We start from the raw sequence: 21,000 nt of genomic DNA, 5'->3' as shown, positions 1-21,000 counted from the left end.
AGCGATGCGGCCCGTCGTACCGGTGGAGCTGCTGGCGCACCTGCGCCGTGCCCGGGATGTTGCCGATCGCAACTATGCCGAGCCGCTCGACCTGGCTGGTCTGGCGGCCGCCGCCGGTGTGTCGAAGTACCACTTCCTGCGGTGTTTCGCGGCCGAGTACGGCGAGACGCCGATGCAGTACGTCACCCGCCGGCGGATCGAGCGGGCCACCGATCTGTTGCGGGCGACCAACCTGACCGTGACCGAGGTGTGCGGCCTGGTCGGGTACAGCAGCCTGGGTTCGTTCTCGCAGCGGTTCACCGAGCTGGTCGGGATGACACCGACGCAGTACCAGCGGACCCGGACGGGTGCGCGGATCCCAGGCTGCTTCGTGTTCATGCTCGGACTGAACTCCGCAATTCCGGAGAAGCACGCCGGGGCTCCCGGGGCCTACCGTCGTACCGATGATGAGGAGGAACAGTGATCACCAACGTCAGTTTGGTCACGGTCTATGTCAATGACATCGACGAGGCGAAGGCGTTCTACACCGACAAGCTCGGGTTCGTGGTGGGGGACGACATCACGCTCAGCGAGGACTTCCGGTGGTGCACGGTGCACCAGGCCGACCATCCCGAGCTCGAGCTGGCGCTGATGCTGCCCGGGCCGCCGATGGACTCCGAGTCCGCGGATTCGATCCGCCGGATCATGGCCAAGGGCTCGATGCATGGGTTCGGCATGGCCACCGACGACTGCCACAAGACCTTCGCCGAGCTGGTTGCCCAGGGCGTCGAGTACATCCAGGAGCCGTCCGATCGCCCGTACGGCGTGGAGGCGGTACTGCGCGACAACTCCGGCAACTGGCTGGTCCTGGTCGAGCAGAGGCCCTACACCGCGACGGACTTCACTTGACCTCGAGTCTTTGTGTCAATACATTTGGTACAAAGACTCGAGGGAGACGCAGATGGACGTGGTGTGGCTGGTGGCGATGATGGTGATGGCTACAGGTCTGATGTGGACGCAGCGCCGGAAGGCGGCGCAGACCGAGGTCAACCGGTTGGTCGGCCGCGGCGGTCTGCCGCCCGAGCCCGATCTCGTCGGATGATCATCACGGTTGACCCGGGCGCGGCCAAACCGCCGTACGAACAGGTGAAGGACCAGATCGACGGGCTGATCCGGGCCGGTCAGCTGGCGCAGGGCACGCGGTTGCCGACGGTCCGGCAGTTGGCGGGGGATCTTGGGCTGGCGGTGAACACGGTGGCCCGGGCGTACAAGGAGCTCGAGGCCGATCGTCTGGTCGAGACCCGCGGGCGGAACGGGACGTTCGTGCTCGCCTCCCGCAGCCGGGTCGACGACGAAGAAACCCGCGCCGCCGCCACCGTCTTCGCCCGAGCCGCCCACCGAGCCGGCCTCAGCCAGGCCGAAGCCACCGAAATCCTCCACCGAGCCTGGTAAACGGACCGTGGCAGCCGCGGATGTGGCAGTGTGGAGGTATGGGTGGGGGCGGGCTGGGTACCCTCGGTGCCGCAGTTCCCGGGGCGCAGGAGCGGAAGGCCGATGGCCGGGACGCCCGTCGGCGGGTGTCGCGTCGTTCGCACGGCCAGTGGGAACCGTCACCTGATCGACCCGATCCGCTCGACATTCTTCAGGCCCAGGCCGCTACCCGGGATCCGGTGCTGGTTCCGGTGCGTTACGGCAGGATGCTGGCCTCGCCGTTCGCGTTCTTCCGCGGCGGCCCGGCGATCATGGCGAACGACCTGGCCGGTACGCCGAGCAGCGGCATCACCGTCCAGGTGTGCGGGGACGCCCACCTGGTCAACTTCGGCCTGTTCGGAACACCGGAGCGCGACCTCGTCTTCGACGTCAACGACTTCGACGAAACCCTGCCAGGCCCGTGGGAATGGGACATGAAACGGCTTGCCACCAGCGTCGTCGTCGCCGCCCGGCAGAACGGCTTCACGCTGAAGCAGCAGCGCCAAGCGGCACGCGACACGGTCCGCGAGTACCGCGAAGCCATGATCACGTTCGCCGAGCTGGCGACGCTCGACCTGTGGTACCTGCATCTGTCGTCGGCGCAGCTGATCGACTTCATCGGCCGCCTCGAAACGGAGTTCGGCACCACGGCGCCGAAGCTGACCCCTGCCAGGCTGGACAAGGTGTTCGCCAGGGCGAAGTCGCACGACAACCTGCGTGCGTTCGCCAAACTCTGCGTGCGCAGCGGCGCCGGTGTGCAGCTGGCCAGCCACCCGCCGCTACTCGTCCCGATCCGCGAGTTGTTCACCGCGGCGGACGCAGACCGAATCACTGCCGGCATTCGGGAGGCTGTCGACGACTACCGGCACACGCTGACCGACGACCGCCGAGCTTTGTTCGACCAGTTCGAGATCGTCGACATGGCGCGCAAGGTTGTCGGTGTCGGCAGCGTCGGCACCCGCTGCTACGTCGTACTGCTCCGCGGCAAGGGGGGCCATGACGTGCTGTTCCTCCAGGTCAAGCAAGCCGAGGCCAGCGTCCTGGAGCCGCACGTCGCCGCCAGCGAGTTCCCGCAGCACGGCCGGCGCGTGGTCGCCGGACAACGGCTCCTGCAGTCCCTTCCCGACATCTTCCTGGGCTGGACGACCGGACCACGGGGCTACGACTACTACGTGCGCCAACTGTGGGACATGAAAGGCTCGATCGACCCCGCCAAGCTCACCCCCGGCGGCCTCGGCGTGTACGGCGGGATGTGCGGCTGGACCCTCGCCCGCGCCCACGGCCGGGGAGGCGACGAGATCGCCATCGCCGGCTACCTCGGCAAGTCCGAGGTCTTCGACGAGGCCATCGCCGACTTCGCCCTCACCTACGCCGACATCAACGCCCGCGACCACAACCGCCTCGCCGTAGCAGTAGACGCCGGCACCATCCCCACGATCCGCGAAACCTGACATGTCGGTTGCAGGAGCCGCGTAGCACGCGCGCGGACCCCAGCGCGCGGGCGGTAGGCCGCAACGCGTGGGAGAGAACGCGGTCTCTCGGAAACGATTCCAGATTCTTGGGGGAACGGTGTAGTGAGCTCTGTACACAGTGTCGTGGGGTTGCTACTGTCCCGCCTGATTTGACATCGATGTCAACGACAGGGAGTGGTCACGATGGTGTCGAGACGAACGTTCCTGGCGGGCAGCGGTGCAGTGACCGCGGGTGGGTTCGGACTGGTTCCGGCCCTCGCATCCAGCGCACATGCTGCGACTTCATCGACGTCCGGCAGCCCCGCTCGGCTGCTGCCGGTGTTCAGCCGCCCGAAACACCTGGATTACGGCGACGTCAGCAAACTCAGCGGTGGGGACCAGACATTGCTGACAACGTTGCAAGGCGTCGTCAACCGTACCGAGCCCGAGCTGTACTTCCTTTACGACACGGGAACCATGAGCACGCCGGACGCCAAGTGGCTGGCCGACATGCACGTGCCCACCAAGCTGTACAAGAACCCGCTGGACCTGGTCGCCAAGTACCGCAACCGCGTCCGCGGTGCGATCGTGTACGACCCCGCCGTACCCGACTCGCTCAACGTCGCCACAACCCTGGCCGGCTTGGAGAATGCCGTCGTCGCCGACGCGGACCAGGTCAAGGCGCACGGTCTGCGGATCGTGAAGGACCTGCGCGGGATGTTCGACGAGGACCGGGTGAAGACCTACCGGTGGCAGCTCGACAACCTGTTCCCGCGGGTCACCCACAAGTTGCTCGCCGGCCTGCCACCAACCAGGGTGGTCCCGGTCGAGAACGTCCAGTGGACGGAGATCGCCCGCGAGACCCAGCAGATCCGGGACTCGTCGAACAAGGGCAACTACGACCTCGACGTCTCGGCCAAGCTCGGCAAGGGGGCCGTCTTCGTCCGGTTCCAGGACTCGTTCACCGACGACGGCTGGGGCCCCTCGGTCTCCGAGGTCACGGTCAAGGCGAACGGCACTGAGATCGCGCACTTCCTGCCCGGCACGCCGGAGGAGGAGCCGTACCTGTTCGACGGCGTCAACTCGTCGATCGGCGGGGACGCCAACCGCTTCAGCGACGGCGGTGGCTACTTCATCTACCGGTTCGAGCCACCGGCCGGTACGACGTCCCTGGTGGTGACCGTGACGATGTGGAACCAGTACCTGGTCACGGCCACCGATACTTCGCCCACCCGCATCGAGCCGTTCCCGTACTTCCGCGACTACGTGGTGGCCACCAAAGCCCTGGTGAGCTGGCTGCCACCGGCCGGTGAGACCGGCGAACTGCTCATCGAGCACTTCGCCAAGTGGCCGACACTCGCGCCGTACATGGGCTGGTTCGCCAACGACGTGTCGGGCGAGTGGGACGGTGTCGACCTCGCCTCGCAAGGTGGTTCGCCCGTCATCGCGGCGGACTTCTACATGAACGGCACCGTGCACTCCGGGTTCACGGCGCCGATCTCGGACAAGGTCCGGCCGATCCGGCGGATCAGCAAACCGCAGAACAAGGTCTACCTGACACTGACGTTCGGTGAGGGCGACAACATCCAGTACTGCCAGCGCCACATGCGCGACCTGTGGGACGACCCGAAGCGGGGCGAGGCACCGGCCAACTGGACGATCAGCCCGTTGCTCGCGGAGACCGGGCCTGGGTTGTTCAGCTACTTCCAGCGGACCGCGACCGCCAACGACCTCTTGGTCTGCGGCCCGTCGGGCGCGGGCTACACCTACCCGGGATCATGGGCGGCCGATCAGTTCCCGCAGTACCTGCAGCTGACCGGCTCGATGCTGCGGACCACCGGGATGGACCTGGTGTACTCGTACAGCAGCCGCGAGAACGACAAGTGGATCCTGCTCTCGGAGGAGATCGCCCAGGGATTCGCGAAGTACACCCCGCTGAAGGGGATCATGCAGACCTGGGACGGCGATCTGCTGGCGGTCCGTCAGGGCGGTCTGCCGATCGTCGGGCAGTGGGGTGCTCCCGGCAAGGCAGGGGAGTACAAGGCCGCGCTGGACGCCCGGGTCGCCCAGTGGGACGGCGCGAGTCCGTTGTTCATCTCCGGCGGGATCAACGCGTGGTCGTGGACCCCGTCGGACATCGCGGAGTTGGCCGCTCTGCTCGGCGATCCGTACGAACTGGTCCTGGCGAACGCCTTCTTCGACCTGCTCAACCGCGTGCTGGTGTAGCCGAACGCGACGCGGTCGCCCGGGAGGAGGATCCGGGCGACCGCGGGGGTGGGGTCTGTTACCAGTGGTGTGCGACGTCGAGCACGACTCGGGTGCTGGACCCGGGACCGGCCAGCGTGAAGACGCGGAACGGGAGCCTGGCGCGGACGCCGACGCCGATCGTTGTCTGCCCCTCGAAGCTGCCAGCGATCGCGACCTGGCGGAAGGTGCTGTAGCCCGCCACGTTGGACAACTCGCGCGGCTTGGCCGGGTTGTACGTCGGACGACCGGCCGCGTCGTACGCCGGAGCGCGGACGACGAACTGCAGCTTCGCGCCACCGCGCAGCGGGACGAGGGCGCCCTCGCCGTCGGTGTAGACGTTCGGGACGTAGCGGACGTCGTACCCGGCCACGCGGCCGCGGATGTCGACGACGAGCCGGTCGTAGCAGGCGTGCCGTCCGGTGCGGACGGCGGTGACAGGTGCCTGCGTCATCCTGCTGTTTGCCTCGGGCAACGATCCCCAGCCGCTCGGGCAGGACGTGAGCGCAACGGCTGCGGCCGAGGTGGCGCGGGGGGCGGAGGCCGAGTTGATGACGGCGGGTGCGGCGATCGCGGCCGCGGGGATCGCCATGACGGCGACTGCGGCAAGGATCGTCTTGCGAGTGATGCGGTGGATGTTCATGATGTGTTCCCCCCTTTGAGGACACTTACTTGGACGAGACCAGTGGCCAACTGGTTGGCTTTCGAGCCTGGTGATTTCAGGTAGTCGATCGGGCACTATGTGCGGATGACCCCTGATGAGCTGCTCGACGTGTTCCACCGCCGGATCCGGCTGCCTGACGCGGACACGATCCCCGGCTGGAAACAGGAGCACGACGGTCTGGTGCACCGGTCGTACGTCGAGGGGCCGGACGGGGCCGGGTTCGTCGAGACACCGCGCGGCCTGGGCGACGATCCGGACGCGGTGATCGCCGGCCAGCTGGAGTTCTTCCGCGAGCGCGGCCTGCCGTTCGAGTGGAAGACGTACGCGTACGACGAGCCGGCCGACCTCGGTGACCGGCTGGCCCGGGCAGGGTTCGTCAAGGGCGAGCCGGAGACGCTCATCCTCGGCGAGGTGGACCGGGTCCTGCAGCGGCCGTCCGCGTTGCCGTCGAAGGTGCGGTTGCGGGAGGCCGACGGGCCGGGCGACTACCACCGGATCGCGGTACTGATGGACACGCTGTGGCACAACGGGCTCGAGCGGATCGAGGAGCGGCTCGCGGCCGAGGCGCGGATGTTCCCGGATCGGTTGTCGGTGTTCCTGGTCGAGGACGCCCTGAAGGGACCGGACGGGCCGGCGCTGACCGCGGCGTGGGTTCGGTTCCATCCGGGCACCGGGTTCGCCAGCCTCTGGGGCGGCGGGACGTTGCCGGAGTGGCGGCGGCAGGGGCTGTACAGCGCGGTCCTCGCGCACCGGGCGCGGCTGGCGAAGGAGCGCGGCTACGAATTCCTGCGGGTGGACGCGTCCGAGGACTCCCGCCCGATCCTGCAGAAGCTGGGTCTCTACGGCGTCACGACCACCACGCCGTACGAGTGGGAACCAGGTAGCTGACGGCGCCGGGAGCTGACACCCGGGGGTGTGCTACGGAACGACGGCGCGACGCTGTACGTTGCGGTCATCATGGCACTGAAAATCGCGTCACGCTTCCGCCGGCTGCTGCAGCGCCCCGGTTCGATCGATCTCGGCCCGTACGAGCGGCTCACCCAGCTGGTCGGTGAGGCGGAGGAGTCCGTCCTGGCTCTGACCGACGAGGAGCTCACCGAGGCGGTCGGCGAACTCCGGACGACCGGTGGCCTGCACGAGGACGAGCAGATCGAGTTCCTCGCGCTGGCCCGGGACGCGGGCAACCGGGCGATCGGCGAGCGGGCGTTCGACGGCCAGGTCGTCGGCGCGCTGGCGATGCTGCAGGGCCGCGTGGTGGAGATGGCCACCGGTGAGGGCAAGACGCTGGCCGGTGCGATCGCCGCCGCCGGATACGCGATCGGCGGCCGCAAGGTCCAGATCCTCGCGGTGAACGACTACCTGGCCCGCCGCGACGCCGAGTGGATGGGCCCGGTGTACGAGCTGCTCGGGGTCACCGTCTCGCACATCGGCCAGGCGTCCACGCCGGACGAACGGCGTACGGCGTACGAGGCGGAGGTCTGCTACGTCCCGGTGAGCGAGGTCGGGTTCGACGTACTGCGGGACCGCCTCGTGAACGACGTCGCCGAGCGGGTCACGGCCGAGCTGGACGTGGCGCTCGTGGACGAGGCCGACTCGGTGCTGATCGACGAGGCCCGGGTGCCACTGGTGCTGGCCGGCGCGACCCGGACCGAGGAGCTCGACGAGGACGTCGTCCAGCTGGTCCGGACGCTGCGCGCCGGGGTCGACTACGAGATCGACGGCGACGGCCGGACGGTAGCGCTGACGGACAGGGGCACCGACAAGGTCGAGGCGGCGCTCGAGGGGATCAACCTGTACGAGGACGACAACCTCGACCGGCTGACCCAGATCAACGTTGCGCTGCACGCCGAGGTGCTGCTGCGCAAGGACGTCGACTACCTGGTCCGCGACGGCAAGGTCAGCCTGATCAACAACAACCGCGGCCGGATCGCCAAGCTGCAGCGCTGGCCCGATGGTCTGCAGGCCGCGGTCGAGGCCAAGGAGGCCGTGCCGGTCAGCGACTCCGGTGAGGTGCTGGACAGCATCACCGTGCAGGCGCTGGTCAAGGGCTACAAGACTCTGTGCGGCATGACCGGTACGGCGGTTGTCGTCGGGGAGTCGCTGCAGGAGTTCTACGAGGTCGACGTGGCCGTCGTACCGCCGAACAAGCCGAACATCCGGGTCGACGATCCGGACCGGCTGTATCTGACGGTCGAGCAGAAGAACGTGGCGCTGGTCGAGCACATCGCCGAAGTCCACGAGGCGGGCCGGCCGATCCTGATCGGCACCCACAGCGTCGAGGAGTCGGAGCAGCTGAGCGACCGGCTCGAGGCGGCCGAGATCCCGCACGTCGTACTGAACGCGAAGAACGACGCCGAGGAAGCGGCGATCATCGCCGAGGCCGGCGTACCCGGGACGGTGACCGTGTCCACCCAGATGGCGGGTCGCGGAACCGACATCCGGCTCGGTGGCCGGGACGAATCGCATGACAAGGACAAGGCCATCGAGCTCGGCGGCCTGTACGTCGTCGGCACCGGCCTGCACGCGTCGCGACGGCTGGACGACCAGCTGCGCGGCCGCGCCGGACGCCAGGGCGACCCGGGCGGATCGCTGTTCTTCGCCAGCCTCGCCGACGAGCTCGTCACCCGGTACTCCGTTTCGTCCGGTCTGCGGCCGCATCCCGACGAGGCTGGCCGACTCACCGACCGCAAGTCGCTCGGCGTCCTCGAGCACGCGCAGCGCGTCGCCGACGGCGCCAACGCGGAGCTGCACCGGACCACCTGGTCGTACCACCGGCTCACCGGGCAGCAGCGCGCCATCCTGCTCGACACCCGCGAGAAGGTGCTCACCGAGGATCTCGCCGCCACCGAGCTGGCCGAGAAGGCCAAGGAGCGGTACGACGAACTCGTCGAAGAGGTCGGCGAGGACACGGTCAAGGACGCGGCCCGGCGGATCGCGCTGCACCACCTGGACCGGCGCTGGACCGACCACCTGGCGTACCTGGCCGACCTGCGCGAAGGCATCCACCTGCGGTCGCTGGCCGGCGGCATCGTGCACCTGAAGCCGATCGACGAGTTCAACAAGTCGGCGATCGCGTCGTTCGACACGCTGATCGCGGACTCGTGGACCGACGCGGTCGAGACGTTCAAGACGGCGGAGATCACGTCGGAGGGGCTGGACGAGGCGGCGTCGGGCGTGCCGCGGCCCACAGCGACGTGGACGTATCTGATCAACGACAACCCGTTCGGCACCGAGGCGGACCGGATCCTCGGGCGGCTCCGGAACGCGATCAAGCCCGAGTCCGTGGCTGAGGCCGAGGAGATCCTTCCGGAGGAGTTCGACGAAGACGAACTCCCGGAGGAGTTGCGGGACGCGGACGACGAAGCCGATGACGACGAGCTTCCCGAGGAACTGCGGGACGCCGACGACGAGGAAGAGCCCAAGGACAGCAAGAAGTAACGGGCCCCCCGACTTTGGTCTAAGGCGTGGTCCGAAGGGCTCGGTAGGGGCAGCCGTCGGCCCGATGCCGGGTGATGGCTTCCTGGGCGAGTCTCGGGTCATGTCCTCCCGGTCCGGCCGCCCGTGGCTCCTCGTTCTCGATATTGCGATCCCAGTTGCGCTGTTCTACGGCCTGCGAGCTGCCGGCGTGAGCAACGTGACCGCGCTGCTGATCAGCACCGTGCCGGCGTTGGTCAGCTCGATCGCCTCGCTCGTACGCCAGCGCCGTGCCGACCTGGTGGGTACGGCGGTGATCTTCAGCCTGGTCGGGAGCGCGGTCGTAGCGTGGCTGGGTGGGGATGCTCGCGTCCTGCTCGTGCGCGGGGCCTGGATCAGTCTCCCGTTCGCAGGCGTGACGCTGTGGTCGCTCAGGCATCCTCAGCCGCTCTGCTACACCTTCACCCGGGCGATCATGCCGAGGCGGGCGGCCATCATGGACCGCCTGTACGACGAGGACCCGCGCTTCCGGCTCGCCTGGCGCCGGATCACGGTGCTCTGGGGGATCTTCTCGATCGTCGACGCGGTGATCCGAGTCGTGCTCACGTACACGCTGCCGCTGTCCGTCGTACCGGCGCTCGAGCCGGTGATCACGGTGGCCACCATCGTGGCTCTGCAGATCCCGACCCACGTGCTGCTTCGGCGCAGCGGGACCATCCACTTGGTCTTCGGCCCGCGGCGATTCGTGGACGAGGCGGAGCGCTCCTGACCTCGACCGATCCGAGTGTCGGTGCGGTTCGTTAGGCTCAGGGCGTGAGTGACGGTCTATTCGATCTGCCAGGTGCGCCTGCCCCTGCTCGTGGGGGTGGCAGCCTCGCCGACGTCGACCACACTGCCGCTCCGTTGGCCGTGCGGATGCGGCCGCGAAGTCTGGACGAGCTGGTGGGGCAGCAGCACTTGCTGGCCCCTGGGTCACCGCTGAGGCGGCTGGTCGAGGGTGATCAGCCGATGTCGCTGCTGCTCTGGGGTCCTCCCGGCACCGGCAAGACGACGATCGCGGCGGTCGTGTCGCATCAGACCAACCGGAAGTTCGTCGAGCTGTCGGCTGTCACCGCGGGTGTGAAAGACGTCCGGCAGGTGATCGACGGCGCCCGCCGTGAACTCTCCAAACCCTCGGGAACAGTGGAGACGGTGCTGTTCATCGACGAGGTGCACCGGTTCACGAAGGCGCAGCAGGACGCGCTGTTGCCAGGTGTCGAGAACCGCTGGGTGACGCTCGTCGCCGCGACCACGGAGAACCCGTTCTTCTCTGTCATCTCCCCGCTGCTGTCGAGGTCCTTGCTTCTCACCCTCGAGTCGCTCACCGACGACGACATCGCCGTACTGCTGGATCGGGCGCTGACCGACGAGCGCGGGCTGAATGCCGAGTTCGAGTTGGCCGAGGACTCGCGGGCGCACCTGCTCCGGATGGCCGGGGGAGATGCCCGCCGTGCGCTGACCTATCTGGAAGCTGCGGCCGGTGGTGCACGGGCCAAGGACGCCAAGGTCATCGACCTGAAGACGCTGGAGACGGCGGTCGATCGGGCCGCAGTGCGCTACGACCGGGCCGGGGATCAGCACTACGACGTGGCGTCGGCGTTGATCAAGTCGATTCGTGGTTCGGACGTGGACGCGGCGATGCACTACCTGGCCAGGATGATCGAGGCCGGGGAGGACCCGCGATTCATCGCGCGCAGGCTGGTGATCTCGGCCAGTGAGGACATCGGCATGGGCGACCCGACCGCGCTCGGTGTCGCGGTCGCCGCGGCCGACGCGGTGCAGTTGATCGGTATGCCCGAGGCGCGGATCAACCTTGCCCAGGCAGTCGTCGCGCTCGCCCTGGCGCCCAAGTCCAACGCGGTCATCATGGCCGTCGACGCCGCCATCGCGGATGTGAAGGCGGGGAAGGTCGGCCCGGTCCCTCCGCATCTGCGCGACGCCCACTACGCGGGGGCGAAGAAGATCGGCCACGGCAGCTCGTACCAGTACTCGCACGACGACCCGCGCGGCATCGTCCCGCAGCAGTACGCGCCGGACGTGATCGACGGCACCGACTACTACAAGCCCACCCGTCGTGGGGGTGAAGCGGCGTACGCGGACCGGGTCGCCAACATCCGCAAGATCCTGAGGGAGCGCAAGTGAGCCGGACCACCGAGCACGTGGACGCCTTCAACCACGCCGTCACCAGCGGTGAGTGGGACACGTTCGCCCAGCGTTTCGCCGCCGACGCCCGGATGTCGTTCGTGGGTGTCCCGGCCGGACCGTTCGAGGGCCGTACGGCGATCGCCGCGGCGTACCGGGAGAACCCGCCGACCGAGACGATGACTCTCGACGGAGCGGACGGCGACACCGTGAAGTTCCGCTGGGCCGGCGGCGACACCGGCACGATGGACCTCAGCTGGGCACCCGACGGAACCGTGCAGACACTCACCGTCAGCTTCGACTGACTACGGCGGGGGCCTGCTCAAGCGGATGAACCAGGTCGGTAGGCTTCCAGACGACCTGGGGGTGAAAGGCTCGTCGTTTTGAGGCAGTACAACCCTCCCTTCGCCCGTCATCGAAAAACCGGAAGACCGACCGCACTGAAGATCGCCGGACTCGCGGCGATCGTGCTCGTGCTGGCCGGCCTGCTGATCTTCGCGCCGCTCAAGTCACCTGACTCGACCAGCAGCACACCGTCGATCGCGGCGTCGTCGCCGAGCACCTCCACGCAGACGGCGTCCGAGTCGCCGTACGGCGACTTCACGGGATACCGGCCGCACCACGGACCGGCGAGTCCCATGCAGGAGCCCACGGCCAGCAAGGAGAGACTCGCCAACCCTGCGGCGGGTTGGTTCACCCCGACGCAGCCCGCGGCGACTCCGATTGCACCTGAGCCGCCGTGGTCACCATCAGCGTCGCCGCGGTCGACCTCGCCCGCGCCGACGAAGCCCTCCTCGACACAGCCGCCTGGCCGGCCGGCCAGCCCTGCACCGTCGCAGCCGTCCTCGACCCAGCCGACCACACCGACCCAGCCGACCACACCGAGCCCGAGCACCCCGCCCTCGACCGATCCCGGCACCACTCCAACGGAGCCAAGCACCACGCCGACAGAGCCGAGCACCACTCCAACGGAGCCGAGCCCGAGTACGCCGGAGCCGAGCAACACCCCGGCGGACCCGACGCCGAGCCCCTGACAGCGGCCATGCCAGTGCCATGCCAGTGTCATGCGCACCGACCCGCGGATGACGCGGTTTGGTGGGCGACTGTGATGTGAGGGATGGTGTCCTGGAGCGGAGTGCGACTACGCCGCGCGATAAGGTCGGGCGGTCCACGTGGTCGCAACGGGAAGGTGGATCGTTTCCATGAGCGTCGGTGAAGTCGCCGGGTTGATAGCCGCCTGCGCGCTGCTCATCCTGGTGGGCCTGCTGGCCTATCCGATCCTGAAGCTGGGCAAGGTCTTCGACGAGACCCGGATCCTTGTGAAGGGCGTCTCCGACGAGACCGTCCCGCTGCTCGGTGAGGTGACCACCACCGTGTCGACGACCAACGCTCAGCTGGCCAAGGTCGACACCATCACCGACAACGCGACCACCGTGACCACCAACGCGGCCGCACTGATGTCGCTGTTCTCGGCCACCGCCGGCGGCCCGCTGGTGAAGGCTGCCGCTTTCACGTACGGCGTGCGCCGCGCACTGGGCGAGAGCCAGCGCCGGGATGTGTCCCGGCGGGTGAAGGAAGAGATGAAAGCGGAGCGCAAGGCGCGCAAGCGAGGTGACGTCCGGTGAAGCGGATCTTCTGGTTGATCATCGGCATCGCTGTCGGTGTCTATGCGGTGACCCGGCTGAAGAAGCGGGCCCAGGTGCTCGCGCCGGAGGGCCTGCAGGAGTCCGCGGCCAAGCTGGCGGCGGCGGTCCGGCACTTCGGCGACCAGGTCCGCGAGGGCATGGCCGAGCGCGAGACGGAGCTGCGTGACGCGCTGGGCATCGACACCGCACCCAACCCAACTGACACGACGCAGCGTGAGGATTACCGGTAACACCCATGGAAACCAGTGAGATCAGGCGGCGGTTCCTGAAGTACTTCGAGGACCGGGGCCACACCGTGGTGCCCAGTGCGCCACTGCCGTCGCCGGACCCGAACCTGCTGTTCAACGTGGCCGGCATGGCCCAGTTCGTCCCGTACTTCGTCGGCCAGCAGACGCCGCCGTACCCGCGGGCGACCAGTGTGCAGAAGTGTGTCCGCACCCTCGACATCGACGAGGTCGGCAAGACCACGCGGCACGGCACGTTCTTCCAGATGAACGGCAACTTCTCCTTCGGCGACTACTTCAAGGAGAAGGCGATCGAGTACGCCTGGGACCTGGTCACCCGGTCCCAGAACGACGGCGGCTACGGCTTCGACGAGTCGGTCCTGTACGCGTCGGTGTACTACGACGACGACGAGGCGATCGACCTGTGGAAGCGGATCGCCGGTCTGCCCGACGACCGGATCGTCCGCCTCGGCATGAAGGACAACTTCTGGTCGATGGGCATCCCCGGCCCGTGCGGCCCGTGCTCGGAGATCCTGATCGACCGCGGCCCGGAGTTCGGCGCCGACCGGGACTGGGAGGCGGGCGACCGCTACCTGGAGTTCTGGAACCTGGTCTTCATGCAGAACATCCGCGGCGAGGGCGGCGGCAAGGACGGGTACGAGATCCTCGGCGAGCTGCCGAAGAAGAACATCGACACCGGTCTCGGCCTCGAGCGCGTCGCGTACCTGCTGCAGGGCGTCGACAACATGTACGAGATCGACGAGATCTACCCGGTGATCGAGCGGGCCGCCGACCTGAGCGGCCGCAAGTACGGCGCCGACCACGTCGACGACGTACGGTTCCGGGTGGTCGCCGACCACGTCCGCAGCGCGCTGATGCTGATCGGCGACGGCGTGAACCCCGGCAACGAGCAGGGCGGCTACGTGCTGCGCCGGCTGCTCCGCCGCGCGATCCGCTCGATGCGCCTGCTCGGCTACGAGGACCCGAGCCTGGTCGAGCTGCTGCCGGTCAGCCTCGAGCAGATGAAGAAGTCGTACCCCGAGCTGGAGCCCGACTTCGGCCGGATCAGCCAGGTCGCGTACGCCGAGGAGGAGGCGTTCCGGCGTACTCTCACGGCCGGGACGAGCATCTTCGACGTCGCCGTGCGCGAGACCAAGGCCGGCGGTGCGCACCAGCTCGAGGGCTCGAAGGCGTTCCAGCTGCACGACACCTACGGTTTCCCGATCGACCTCACCGTCGAGATGGCCGCCGAGCAAGGCCTGCAGGTCGACACCGAGGGCTTCAAGTCCCTGATGAAGGAGCAGCGCGAGCGGGCCAAGGCGGACGCGCGCGCGAAGAAGGCCGGTCACGCGGACACCTCGGGCTACCGGGAGCTGCGCGAGAAGGGCGTCACCGAGTTCACCGGGTACCAGGAGCTGTCCAGCGACTCCCAGGTCCGCGGCCTGCTACGTGAGGGCGTCGTCTCCGACGCCGCCGAGCAGGGCGAGACCGTCGAGGTCGTGCTGGAGAAGACGCCGTTCTATGCCGAGTCCGGTGGCCAGATCGCCGACGAGGGCCTGATCGTGGCCGACGGCGTGAAGCTGAAGGTGCTCGACGTCCAGCGGCCGGTCAAGGGTCTGATCGTGCACAAGGTCGAGGTCGTCGAGGGAGTACTGCGGCCCGGCCAGGAGGTGCACGCCGAGGTCGACCACGAGTGGCGCGTCTCCGCCTGCCAGGCACACTCCGGCACGCACGTCGTGCACGCGGCGCTGCGGCAGGTGCTCGGCCCGAACGCGCTGCAGAGCGGTTCCTACAACAAGCCCGGCTACCTGCGGCTCGACTTCGCCTGGTCGTCGGCGCTGGACCAGTCCACCCGGTCCGAGATCGAAGAGGTCGCGAACCTCGCCGTCCGCCAGGACCTCCCGGTCTCTGCGCAGTACATGTCGCTGCCCGAGGCAAGGGATTGGGGCGCGCTGGCGCTGTTCGGCGAGACGTACGACGAATCGGTCCGCGTCGTCGAGATCGGCGGCCCCTGGTCGCGTGAGCTCTGCGGTGGAACGCACGTCAAGCACTCGTCGCAGGTCGGTGCGCTGACCATCACCAGCGAGGCGTCGGTCGGTGCCGGTGTGCGCCGGCTGGAGGCGTTCGTCGGCATGGAGGCGCTGCACTACCTCGGCCGCGAGCGCGCGCTGATCCGGCTGCTCAGCGAGAACCTGAAGACCCGCCCGGAGGAGCTGCCCGCGAAGGTGGCGGACCTGTCCGAGCGGCTGCGGGCCGCGGAGAAGGAGCTCGAGCGGGTCCGGGCCGGCCAGGTCCTGGCCGCCGGCGCCGAGCTCGCGGCGAACCCCAAGGACGTCTTCGGAGTCCAGTACGTCGGCCATCGCGCTCCGGACGGTGTGAACGGTGGCGACCTGCGCAAGCTGGCGCTGGACGTGCGCGGCCGGATGCCGGCCGACAAGCCCGCGGTCATCGCCGTACTCAGCGTGAACGACGGTAAGCCCGGCGTGGTGATCGCCCTCAACGACACGGCCCGCGAGTGGCGGCTGAAGGCGGGCGACCTGGTCCGGGTCGCGGCCGAGAAGCTGGGTGGTCGCGGCGGCGGCAAGGACGACGTCGCACAGGGTGGCGGCACCGATCCGGCGGGTGCCGACGACGCGCTGAGCGCGGTGGAACACACCGTCGGCCAGTTGGTCACGGGTTGACCCTGATGGTCCGATCGGCACACCCGGGGGCACGCTGATGCGCCGGGGCGTGCGGCTCGCGCTGGATATCGGGGACGCCAGGATCGGCGTGGCCAGCAGTGATCCGCACGGAATTCTCGCCACTCCGGTGGAGACGGTCCGCCGTGGCCCCGGGGATCTCGATAGGATCGCTGCACTCGCCGCCGAACTGGAGGCGTTCGAGATCGTGGTCGGTCTGCCCCGCTCCCTGTCCGGGGGCGAGGGGCCGGCGGCGGTGAAGATCCGGGAGACGGCGGAACAGGTGCGAGACAAGGTGCGGGAGGGGAACTCGGGGCCGGAGGTGCGGCTGGTGGACGAGCGATTCACCACCGTCACCGCCGAGCGGATGCTGCGCGAGCGGGGAAAGAAGGGTTCCAAGCGACGCGCGGTGGTCGACCAGGCCGCGGCGGTCGTGATTCTGCAACACGCGCTCGACCTCGAGCGCGAGTCCGGCAACCCGCCCGGGAGGCCCCTGTGAACAGACCATCGCTGGACGAAGATCTGAGCGAGAGCGAAGACCTGGGCGCCGGCCTCGGGCTGCGATCGGAGGGCCGGGTCGAGCGCCGGGCGAACCGCCGTAAGGCCCGCGCGCGGCGCGGGTTCGGCTGCTTCGCCGGACTGGTCTCGCTGCTGGTCGTCGGCGCGCTGGTGGCCGGCGCCGTGATCGGCTTCGGCAAGGGCAAGGACGCGCTCGAGCAGATGTTCGCCGCGCCGGACTACAGCGGCGATGGCACCGGCTCCGTGGTCGTCGAGATCACCCAGGGCCAGAGCTCGCAGTCGATCGCGGACACGCTGGAGAAGAAGGGCGTGGTGAAGAGTGCCCGCGCCTTCGAGCGGGCCGCCCGCGACGATCCGCGGTCGCGTCAGGTGCAGGCCGGGACATACACCCTGCGCAAGGAGATGTCGGCCAAGGCCGCGCTCGAACTGATGCTGAACCCGGCCAAGTCGATCCTGATCACCCGGATCAGCTTCCGCTCCGGCCAGACCAAGGCCGAGGTCAGCGACACCCTGCAGAAGTCGAAGCTCAAGCTGCCGGCCGGCGCCGCCGCGGCAGCGATGGCCAAGCCCGCCGCGCTCGGCCTGCCGGCGTACGCGAAGAACAACCCCGAGGGCTTCCTGTACCCGGGCACGTACGACATCCCGAAGGGTGCGACGGCGTACACGATCCTCAAGCTGATGACGGCGCAGTACGCGAAGAACGCGGCCGCGCTGGACCTGGTGAAGACCGCGCAGCGCAAGAAGCTGGATCCGTACCAGGCGGTCATCGTGGCCAGCATCATCGGTGCCGAGACCAACCGGCCGCAGGACTACGCCAAGGTCGCGCGCGTGATCTACAACCGGCTGCAGGCCGGGAAGATGCTGCAGATGGACTCGACCATCCACTACGTGGTCGGCAGGGACGGCGGGGTGTTCACGTCGTCCGAGCAGCGCGACATCGACTCGCCGTACAACACCTACAAGGTGAAGGGGCTGCCGCCGACGCCGATCAACTCGCCGACCAAGGACACGCTGCGGGCCGCGATCAACCCGGCCGCGGGTTCGTGGATGTACTTCACGCTGGTCAACCTGGACACCGGCGAGACGGCGTTCGCGAGCTCGGCGGACGAGCACCTGCAGAACGTGCAGAAGCTGCAGACCTGGTGCGCGGCGCACAAGGGCCGGTGCTGATGACCCGTTGTGCCGTGCTCGGTTCGCCGATCGCGCACTCGCTGTCGCCGGCGATGCACCGGGCCGCGTACGCCGGGCTCGGCCTGGACTGGGGGTACGACGCCTTCGAGGTCGGGGAAGACGAGTTGCGCGGATTCGTCGCGTCACTCGGGGACGACGTCCGTGGGCTGTCGTTGACGATGCCGCTGAAGCGCGTCGCGCTGGACCTCGTCGACACCGTCGACCCTGTCGCCGAGCTGATCGGCGCGGCGAACACGATGCTGTTCGAGCCGGACGGATCCCGCTCGGCGCACAACACCGACGTCCCCGGGCTGGTGAACGCGTTCGCCGAGCGCGGGATCACCGCCGCGGATTCGGCCGTCGTGCTCGGCGGTGGCGCGACCGCCGCGTCCACGCTGGCCGCGTTGCGCGGACTGAAGGTCAGCGAGGTGACAGTCGTCGTACGCGACCTCTCGAAGGCCGAGCGGCTGCTGGACCTGGCGGCCGAACTCGGGCTGAAGACCTCGGTCGCGGACTTCTCCCAGGTCGAGCAGATCGGCGGGTTCGACCTGTGCGTCTCGACGCTGCCCGGAGGCGCCGTCGATCCGTGGGCCCACCACTTCGCGGGAGTCGCGCCGGTGGTGTTCGACGTGGCGTACCACCCGTGGCCGACGCAGCTCGCGATCGCGGCGCACCGGATCGGTACAGAGCTGTTGAACGGCCTTGATCTCCTCGTGCATCAGGCGATCCTCCAGGTGGAGATGATGACCGGTAGGTCGCCCGCACCACTGGCGGCCATGAGGTCCGCCGCCCGTGAGGAGCTCGACGATCGTGAGCCAGCTTGACCGCCGGACGGTACTGAAGGCAGGCGGTGTTCTCGCCGCCGCCGCGCTGACAAGCTGCACCGACACCAAGGACGCCAGTGCCGGCGCCTCGAACGGCCTGACCGCGGCCGCCCCGAACTGGAACAGCCTCGCCCATTCACTGACGGGCGGCGTGTACCTTCCCACGTCGTCCGGGTACGCCGCCTCGCACCAGCTCTTCAACCCCCGCTGGGACTCCGTCCAGCCGGCCGGTGTGGTCAAGGCCGCGAACGCCACGGACGTGCAGAAATCGATCCTGTTCGCCCGCGACAACAAGCTCGCCCTGGTCCCGAAGGGCGGCGGCCACTCGTACGTCGGTGCGTCCACCATCAGCAAAGGCCTGATGCTCGACCTCGGCGCGATGCGCGGGATGAGCTACGCGAATGGCGTCCTCACCGTCGGCGCAGGGGCACGGCTGTACGACGTGCACGCGTTCCTGGACAAGTACGGACGCTCGCTGCCGACCGGGACGTGTCCGACCGTAGGCGTCGCGGGGCTGGCCCTGGGTGGCGGGATGGGGATCCACACACGGACCTTCGGGCTGACTTGTGACCGGATCGTCTCGATGGATGTGATCACGGCCGACGGCAAGGCGCACAACGTCAGCGCGACCGTCGATCCGGACCTGTTCTGGGCGCTGCGGGGGAGCGGCGGTGGGAATCTCGGGGTGGTCACGTCGTTCCGGATGGCCACGATCCCGGCCGCCAAGATCGGGTTCTTCCGGCTGACCTGGCCGGAGTCGGTGGCGGCGGCTGTGGTCCGCGGCTGGCAGAGGTTCGCCCAGACCGCGCCGGTCACCTCGTGGGGCAACCTGCACATCGATGCCCGAAGCAACGGAACGCTCTCGATCCACGTGCTCGGGATCTCCACCACCGGCAACGCGTCGGCCGCCGCGGCGCAGCTCGAGTCGTTCGTCGGGTCGAAGGCAACGGTCCGGTCGATCACCGTGAAGACGCACCTGGAGGCGGTCAGGTACCTCGGTGGCGGGACTACGAGCCCACGATCGGGGTTCCTCGCCGGATCCGACGTACTCAAAGGGCCGATGGATGCGGCGACGATCACCGCGTTGCTCGGTGCGGTGAAGGCAGCCGCGCGGGCCAAGACGCCGGCGTCGGCGATCATCGACCCGCTCGGTGGGCAGGCGGCCAAGCAGCCGGCCGGCGGCGCGTCCTGGCCGTGGCGGTCCGCGCTCGGCGTGATCCAGTGGTACTCCGGGACGGCAGCGCATCCGAGTACGGCCCAGTTGCGGGTCGCGCAGACCTTCGTCAGCAATGGGCATCGCGCGGTCCAGAAGTGCTCGGCCGGCGGTTATGTGAACTACGTCGAGACCGGCCGCTCCGTGAGCACGTACTACGGTGCGAGCCTGGCGCGGCTGCAGACGGTCAAGCAGAAATACGACCCGGCGAACTTCTTCCACACTGCTTACACCCTCGGCTAGCTACTCTCCCGCCATGAGATTGTGGCGAGTTCTCGCAGGAATGCTGGCGGCCGGATTCTTCGCGGCCGGCGTGACCCCCGCCTGGGCGTGCGCCTGCGGCGGTTACCTGCCCGACGCCCAGTCGCTCGCCCGTGCGTACGGCGAGAACGCCTTGGTCCGGTACGACGCCGGCACCGAGCAGATCACGTTGTCGATGGCGATCAACGGGTCGTCGAAGAAGGCGGCCTGGATCATGCCGGTGCCGGCCGCGGCGAAGGTCGAACTCGGCGACACCGCGCTGTTCGGCCGCCTGGACCACATGACCCGGCCGAAGGTGGTGGTCCGCAAGACCTACTGGCCGTTCCGCAACCTCGGAATCATGGCGGGCGGCGACACGGCCGGTGCCGCGGCACCGGCCTCCGGGGTGAACGTGCGCGAGCAGATGGTGCTCGGCCCGTTCCAGGTCGCGCGGCTCGGCGGATCGACCGGTTCCGCGGTGACCGACTGGCTGCGCACGAACGGGTACGTCGTACCGGCTGGGCTGGCGGCGAACCTGACGCCGTACCTCAGTGAGAACTGGGAGATCGTTGCCGTGAAGCTGGCACCGCGGACCGACGGCGAGACGATGAGTGGTGCGACGCCGCCGCTGCGGCTGACGTTCGCGTCGGACCGCATCGTCTACCCGATGCGGCTGAGCAAGGGCGCGTCGACCGCGCAGACGGTCACGGTGTACGTCGCGTCGGCGCATCGCGTGGACGCGACGACCCTGCCGGACGCGGACGTGCAGCCGGAGCTGCTGTACGCCGGTCGGGTCCAGGACGATGCTATGACGGCGCCGGCCGACTTCCTGACGGCGTACACGGTCACGTACCGCGACCCGAGCAAGATCACCAGCGACTTCACCTTCGACCGGGCGGCGGCCGATGACGAGTTCCAGCGGATCGAGTACGTGACCCGCAACGACGGTTTGCTGAGCACGATCGGCGTCCTGTTCGGCGGCGTACTGCTGATCGGCATCGCTGCCGCGGTGATCGCGCGGATGCTGGTCCGGCGGTCATCCACAGGCCGTCCGGGGCGACCGACCGATATCGTCTAGGCTCC

At 68.6% G+C, this 21,000-nt stretch carries 21 protein-coding genes; 19 read left to right on the top strand and 2 right to left on the bottom strand.

Features of this window, described 5'->3' with window-relative positions:
* Positions 1-4: 4 nt before the first annotated feature.
* The 6 genes from AB0I34_RS12610 to AB0I34_RS12585 all read left to right on the top strand — a co-directional run bounded on the left by AB0I34_RS12610 (position 5) and on the right by AB0I34_RS12585 (position 5,126).
* Positions 5-463 carry a helix-turn-helix transcriptional regulator gene (locus tag AB0I34_RS12610; RefSeq protein ID WP_360443934.1) on the top strand — a complete coding sequence of 153 codons (459 nt, stop codon included), beginning with the start codon at positions 5-7 and terminating at the stop codon, positions 461-463.
* Positions 460-888 carry a VOC family protein gene (locus AB0I34_RS12605; RefSeq protein WP_360443931.1) on the top strand — a complete coding sequence of 143 codons (429 nt, stop codon included), beginning with the start codon at positions 460-462 and terminating at the stop codon, positions 886-888. Before AB0I34_RS12610 ends, AB0I34_RS12605 begins: the two co-directional genes overlap by 4 nt.
* Before the next feature lie 52 nt (positions 889-940).
* Positions 941-1,081 (top strand): hypothetical protein, encoded by a 141-nt coding sequence (locus AB0I34_RS12600; protein WP_360443928.1) that lies wholly within the window; start codon positions 941-943, stop codon positions 1,079-1,081.
* Positions 1,078-1,431: a GntR family transcriptional regulator gene (locus AB0I34_RS12595; RefSeq protein ID WP_360443925.1), complete on the top strand. Its 354-nt coding sequence runs from the start codon at positions 1,078-1,080 to the stop codon at positions 1,429-1,431. Before AB0I34_RS12600 ends, AB0I34_RS12595 begins: the two co-directional genes overlap by 4 nt.
* A 20-nt stretch (positions 1,432-1,451) precedes the next feature.
* Positions 1,452-2,900 (top strand): DUF2252 domain-containing protein, encoded by a 1,449-nt coding sequence (locus AB0I34_RS12590; protein WP_360443922.1) that lies wholly within the window; start codon positions 1,452-1,454, stop codon positions 2,898-2,900.
* A gap of 204 nt (positions 2,901-3,104) precedes the next feature.
* Positions 3,105-5,126 carry a GxGYxYP domain-containing protein gene (locus AB0I34_RS12585; RefSeq protein ID WP_360443919.1) on the top strand — a complete coding sequence of 674 codons (2,022 nt, stop codon included), beginning with the start codon at positions 3,105-3,107 and terminating at the stop codon, positions 5,124-5,126.
* 58 nt (positions 5,127-5,184) lie between these two features.
* Here AB0I34_RS12585 and AB0I34_RS12580 read toward each other — a convergent pair whose 3' ends face one another.
* Entirely contained in the window at positions 5,185-5,787 is a 603-nt protein-coding gene (locus AB0I34_RS12580; RefSeq protein WP_360443916.1) for a hypothetical protein, read from the bottom strand.
* 105 nt (positions 5,788-5,892) lie between these two features.
* On the opposite strand from AB0I34_RS12580, the gene AB0I34_RS12575 reads away from it, so the two are divergent.
* From AB0I34_RS12575 to AB0I34_RS12555, 5 genes are all read left to right on the top strand, one after another.
* Positions 5,893-6,696: a GNAT family N-acetyltransferase gene (locus AB0I34_RS12575; protein WP_360443913.1), complete on the top strand. Its 804-nt coding sequence runs from the start codon at positions 5,893-5,895 to the stop codon at positions 6,694-6,696.
* A gap of 69 nt (positions 6,697-6,765) precedes the next feature.
* Positions 6,766-9,246, top strand: a complete 2,481-nt coding sequence (gene secA2, locus AB0I34_RS12570) for an accessory Sec system translocase SecA2 (RefSeq protein WP_360443910.1) — start codon at positions 6,766-6,768, stop codon at positions 9,244-9,246.
* A 100-nt stretch (positions 9,247-9,346) separates the two neighbouring features.
* Complete coding sequence (locus tag AB0I34_RS12565; RefSeq protein WP_360443907.1) at positions 9,347-9,991, top strand: VC0807 family protein; 645 nt, start codon at positions 9,347-9,349, stop codon at positions 9,989-9,991.
* A 44-nt stretch (positions 9,992-10,035) separates the two neighbouring features.
* Positions 10,036-11,403 carry a replication-associated recombination protein A gene (locus tag AB0I34_RS12560; RefSeq protein WP_360443904.1) on the top strand — a complete coding sequence of 456 codons (1,368 nt, stop codon included), beginning with the start codon at positions 10,036-10,038 and terminating at the stop codon, positions 11,401-11,403.
* Positions 11,400-11,708 (top strand): nuclear transport factor 2 family protein, encoded by a 309-nt coding sequence (locus AB0I34_RS12555; protein ID WP_360443901.1) that lies wholly within the window; start codon positions 11,400-11,402, stop codon positions 11,706-11,708. The genes AB0I34_RS12560 and AB0I34_RS12555 overlap by 4 nt, the downstream gene beginning before the upstream one ends.
* A 107-nt stretch (positions 11,709-11,815) precedes the next feature.
* On the opposite strand, the gene AB0I34_RS12550 is transcribed toward AB0I34_RS12555, so the two are convergent.
* Entirely contained in the window at positions 11,816-12,469 is a 654-nt protein-coding gene (locus AB0I34_RS12550) for a hypothetical protein (RefSeq protein ID WP_360443898.1), read from the bottom strand.
* Positions 12,470-12,605: 136 nt separating this feature from the next.
* Here AB0I34_RS12550 and AB0I34_RS12545 point away from each other — a divergent pair, with 136 nt between their 5' ends.
* Genes AB0I34_RS12545 through AB0I34_RS12510 form a run of 8 tightly spaced genes read left to right on the top strand, consistent with a single transcriptional unit; the run spans position 12,606 to position 20,995 of the window.
* Positions 12,606-13,028: a DUF948 domain-containing protein gene (locus tag AB0I34_RS12545; protein WP_131514861.1), complete on the top strand. Its 423-nt coding sequence runs from the start codon at positions 12,606-12,608 to the stop codon at positions 13,026-13,028.
* Positions 13,025-13,279, top strand: coding sequence for a DUF6167 family protein (locus tag AB0I34_RS12540; RefSeq protein ID WP_360443894.1), 255 nt, complete (start codon positions 13,025-13,027; stop codon positions 13,277-13,279). Before AB0I34_RS12545 ends, AB0I34_RS12540 begins: the two co-directional genes overlap by 4 nt.
* Before the next feature lie 5 nt (positions 13,280-13,284).
* Entirely contained in the window at positions 13,285-15,954 is a 2,670-nt protein-coding gene (alaS, locus tag AB0I34_RS12535) for an alanine--tRNA ligase (RefSeq protein ID WP_360443891.1), read from the top strand.
* Between the two features lie 37 nt (positions 15,955-15,991).
* A complete protein-coding gene (ruvX, locus tag AB0I34_RS12530; RefSeq protein WP_360443888.1) occupies positions 15,992-16,450 on the top strand; it encodes a Holliday junction resolvase RuvX in 459 nt (152 codons plus the stop codon).
* Positions 16,447-17,640, top strand: coding sequence for an endolytic transglycosylase MltG (gene mltG / locus AB0I34_RS12525; protein ID WP_360443885.1), 1,194 nt, complete (start codon positions 16,447-16,449; stop codon positions 17,638-17,640). The genes ruvX and mltG overlap by 4 nt, the downstream gene beginning before the upstream one ends.
* Positions 17,640-18,464 carry a shikimate dehydrogenase gene (locus AB0I34_RS12520; protein WP_360443882.1) on the top strand — a complete coding sequence of 275 codons (825 nt, stop codon included), beginning with the start codon at positions 17,640-17,642 and terminating at the stop codon, positions 18,462-18,464. Before mltG ends, AB0I34_RS12520 begins: the two co-directional genes overlap by 1 nt.
* Entirely contained in the window at positions 18,451-19,920 is a 1,470-nt protein-coding gene (locus AB0I34_RS12515; protein ID WP_360443879.1) for an FAD-binding oxidoreductase, read from the top strand. Before AB0I34_RS12520 ends, AB0I34_RS12515 begins: the two co-directional genes overlap by 14 nt.
* A gap of 13 nt (positions 19,921-19,933) precedes the next feature.
* Positions 19,934-20,995, top strand: a complete 1,062-nt coding sequence (locus tag AB0I34_RS12510; RefSeq protein WP_360443876.1) for a DUF2330 domain-containing protein — start codon at positions 19,934-19,936, stop codon at positions 20,993-20,995.
* Positions 20,996-21,000: the final 5 nt, after the last annotated feature.

The sequence above is a fragment of the Kribbella sp. NPDC050281 genome, assembly GCF_040655855.1.
Classification (GTDB): Bacteria; Actinomycetota; Actinomycetes; order Propionibacteriales; family Kribbellaceae; genus Kribbella.
Note: the sequence above shows the minus strand (reverse complement) of the source record. Positions and strands in the feature narration are given on the sequence as shown.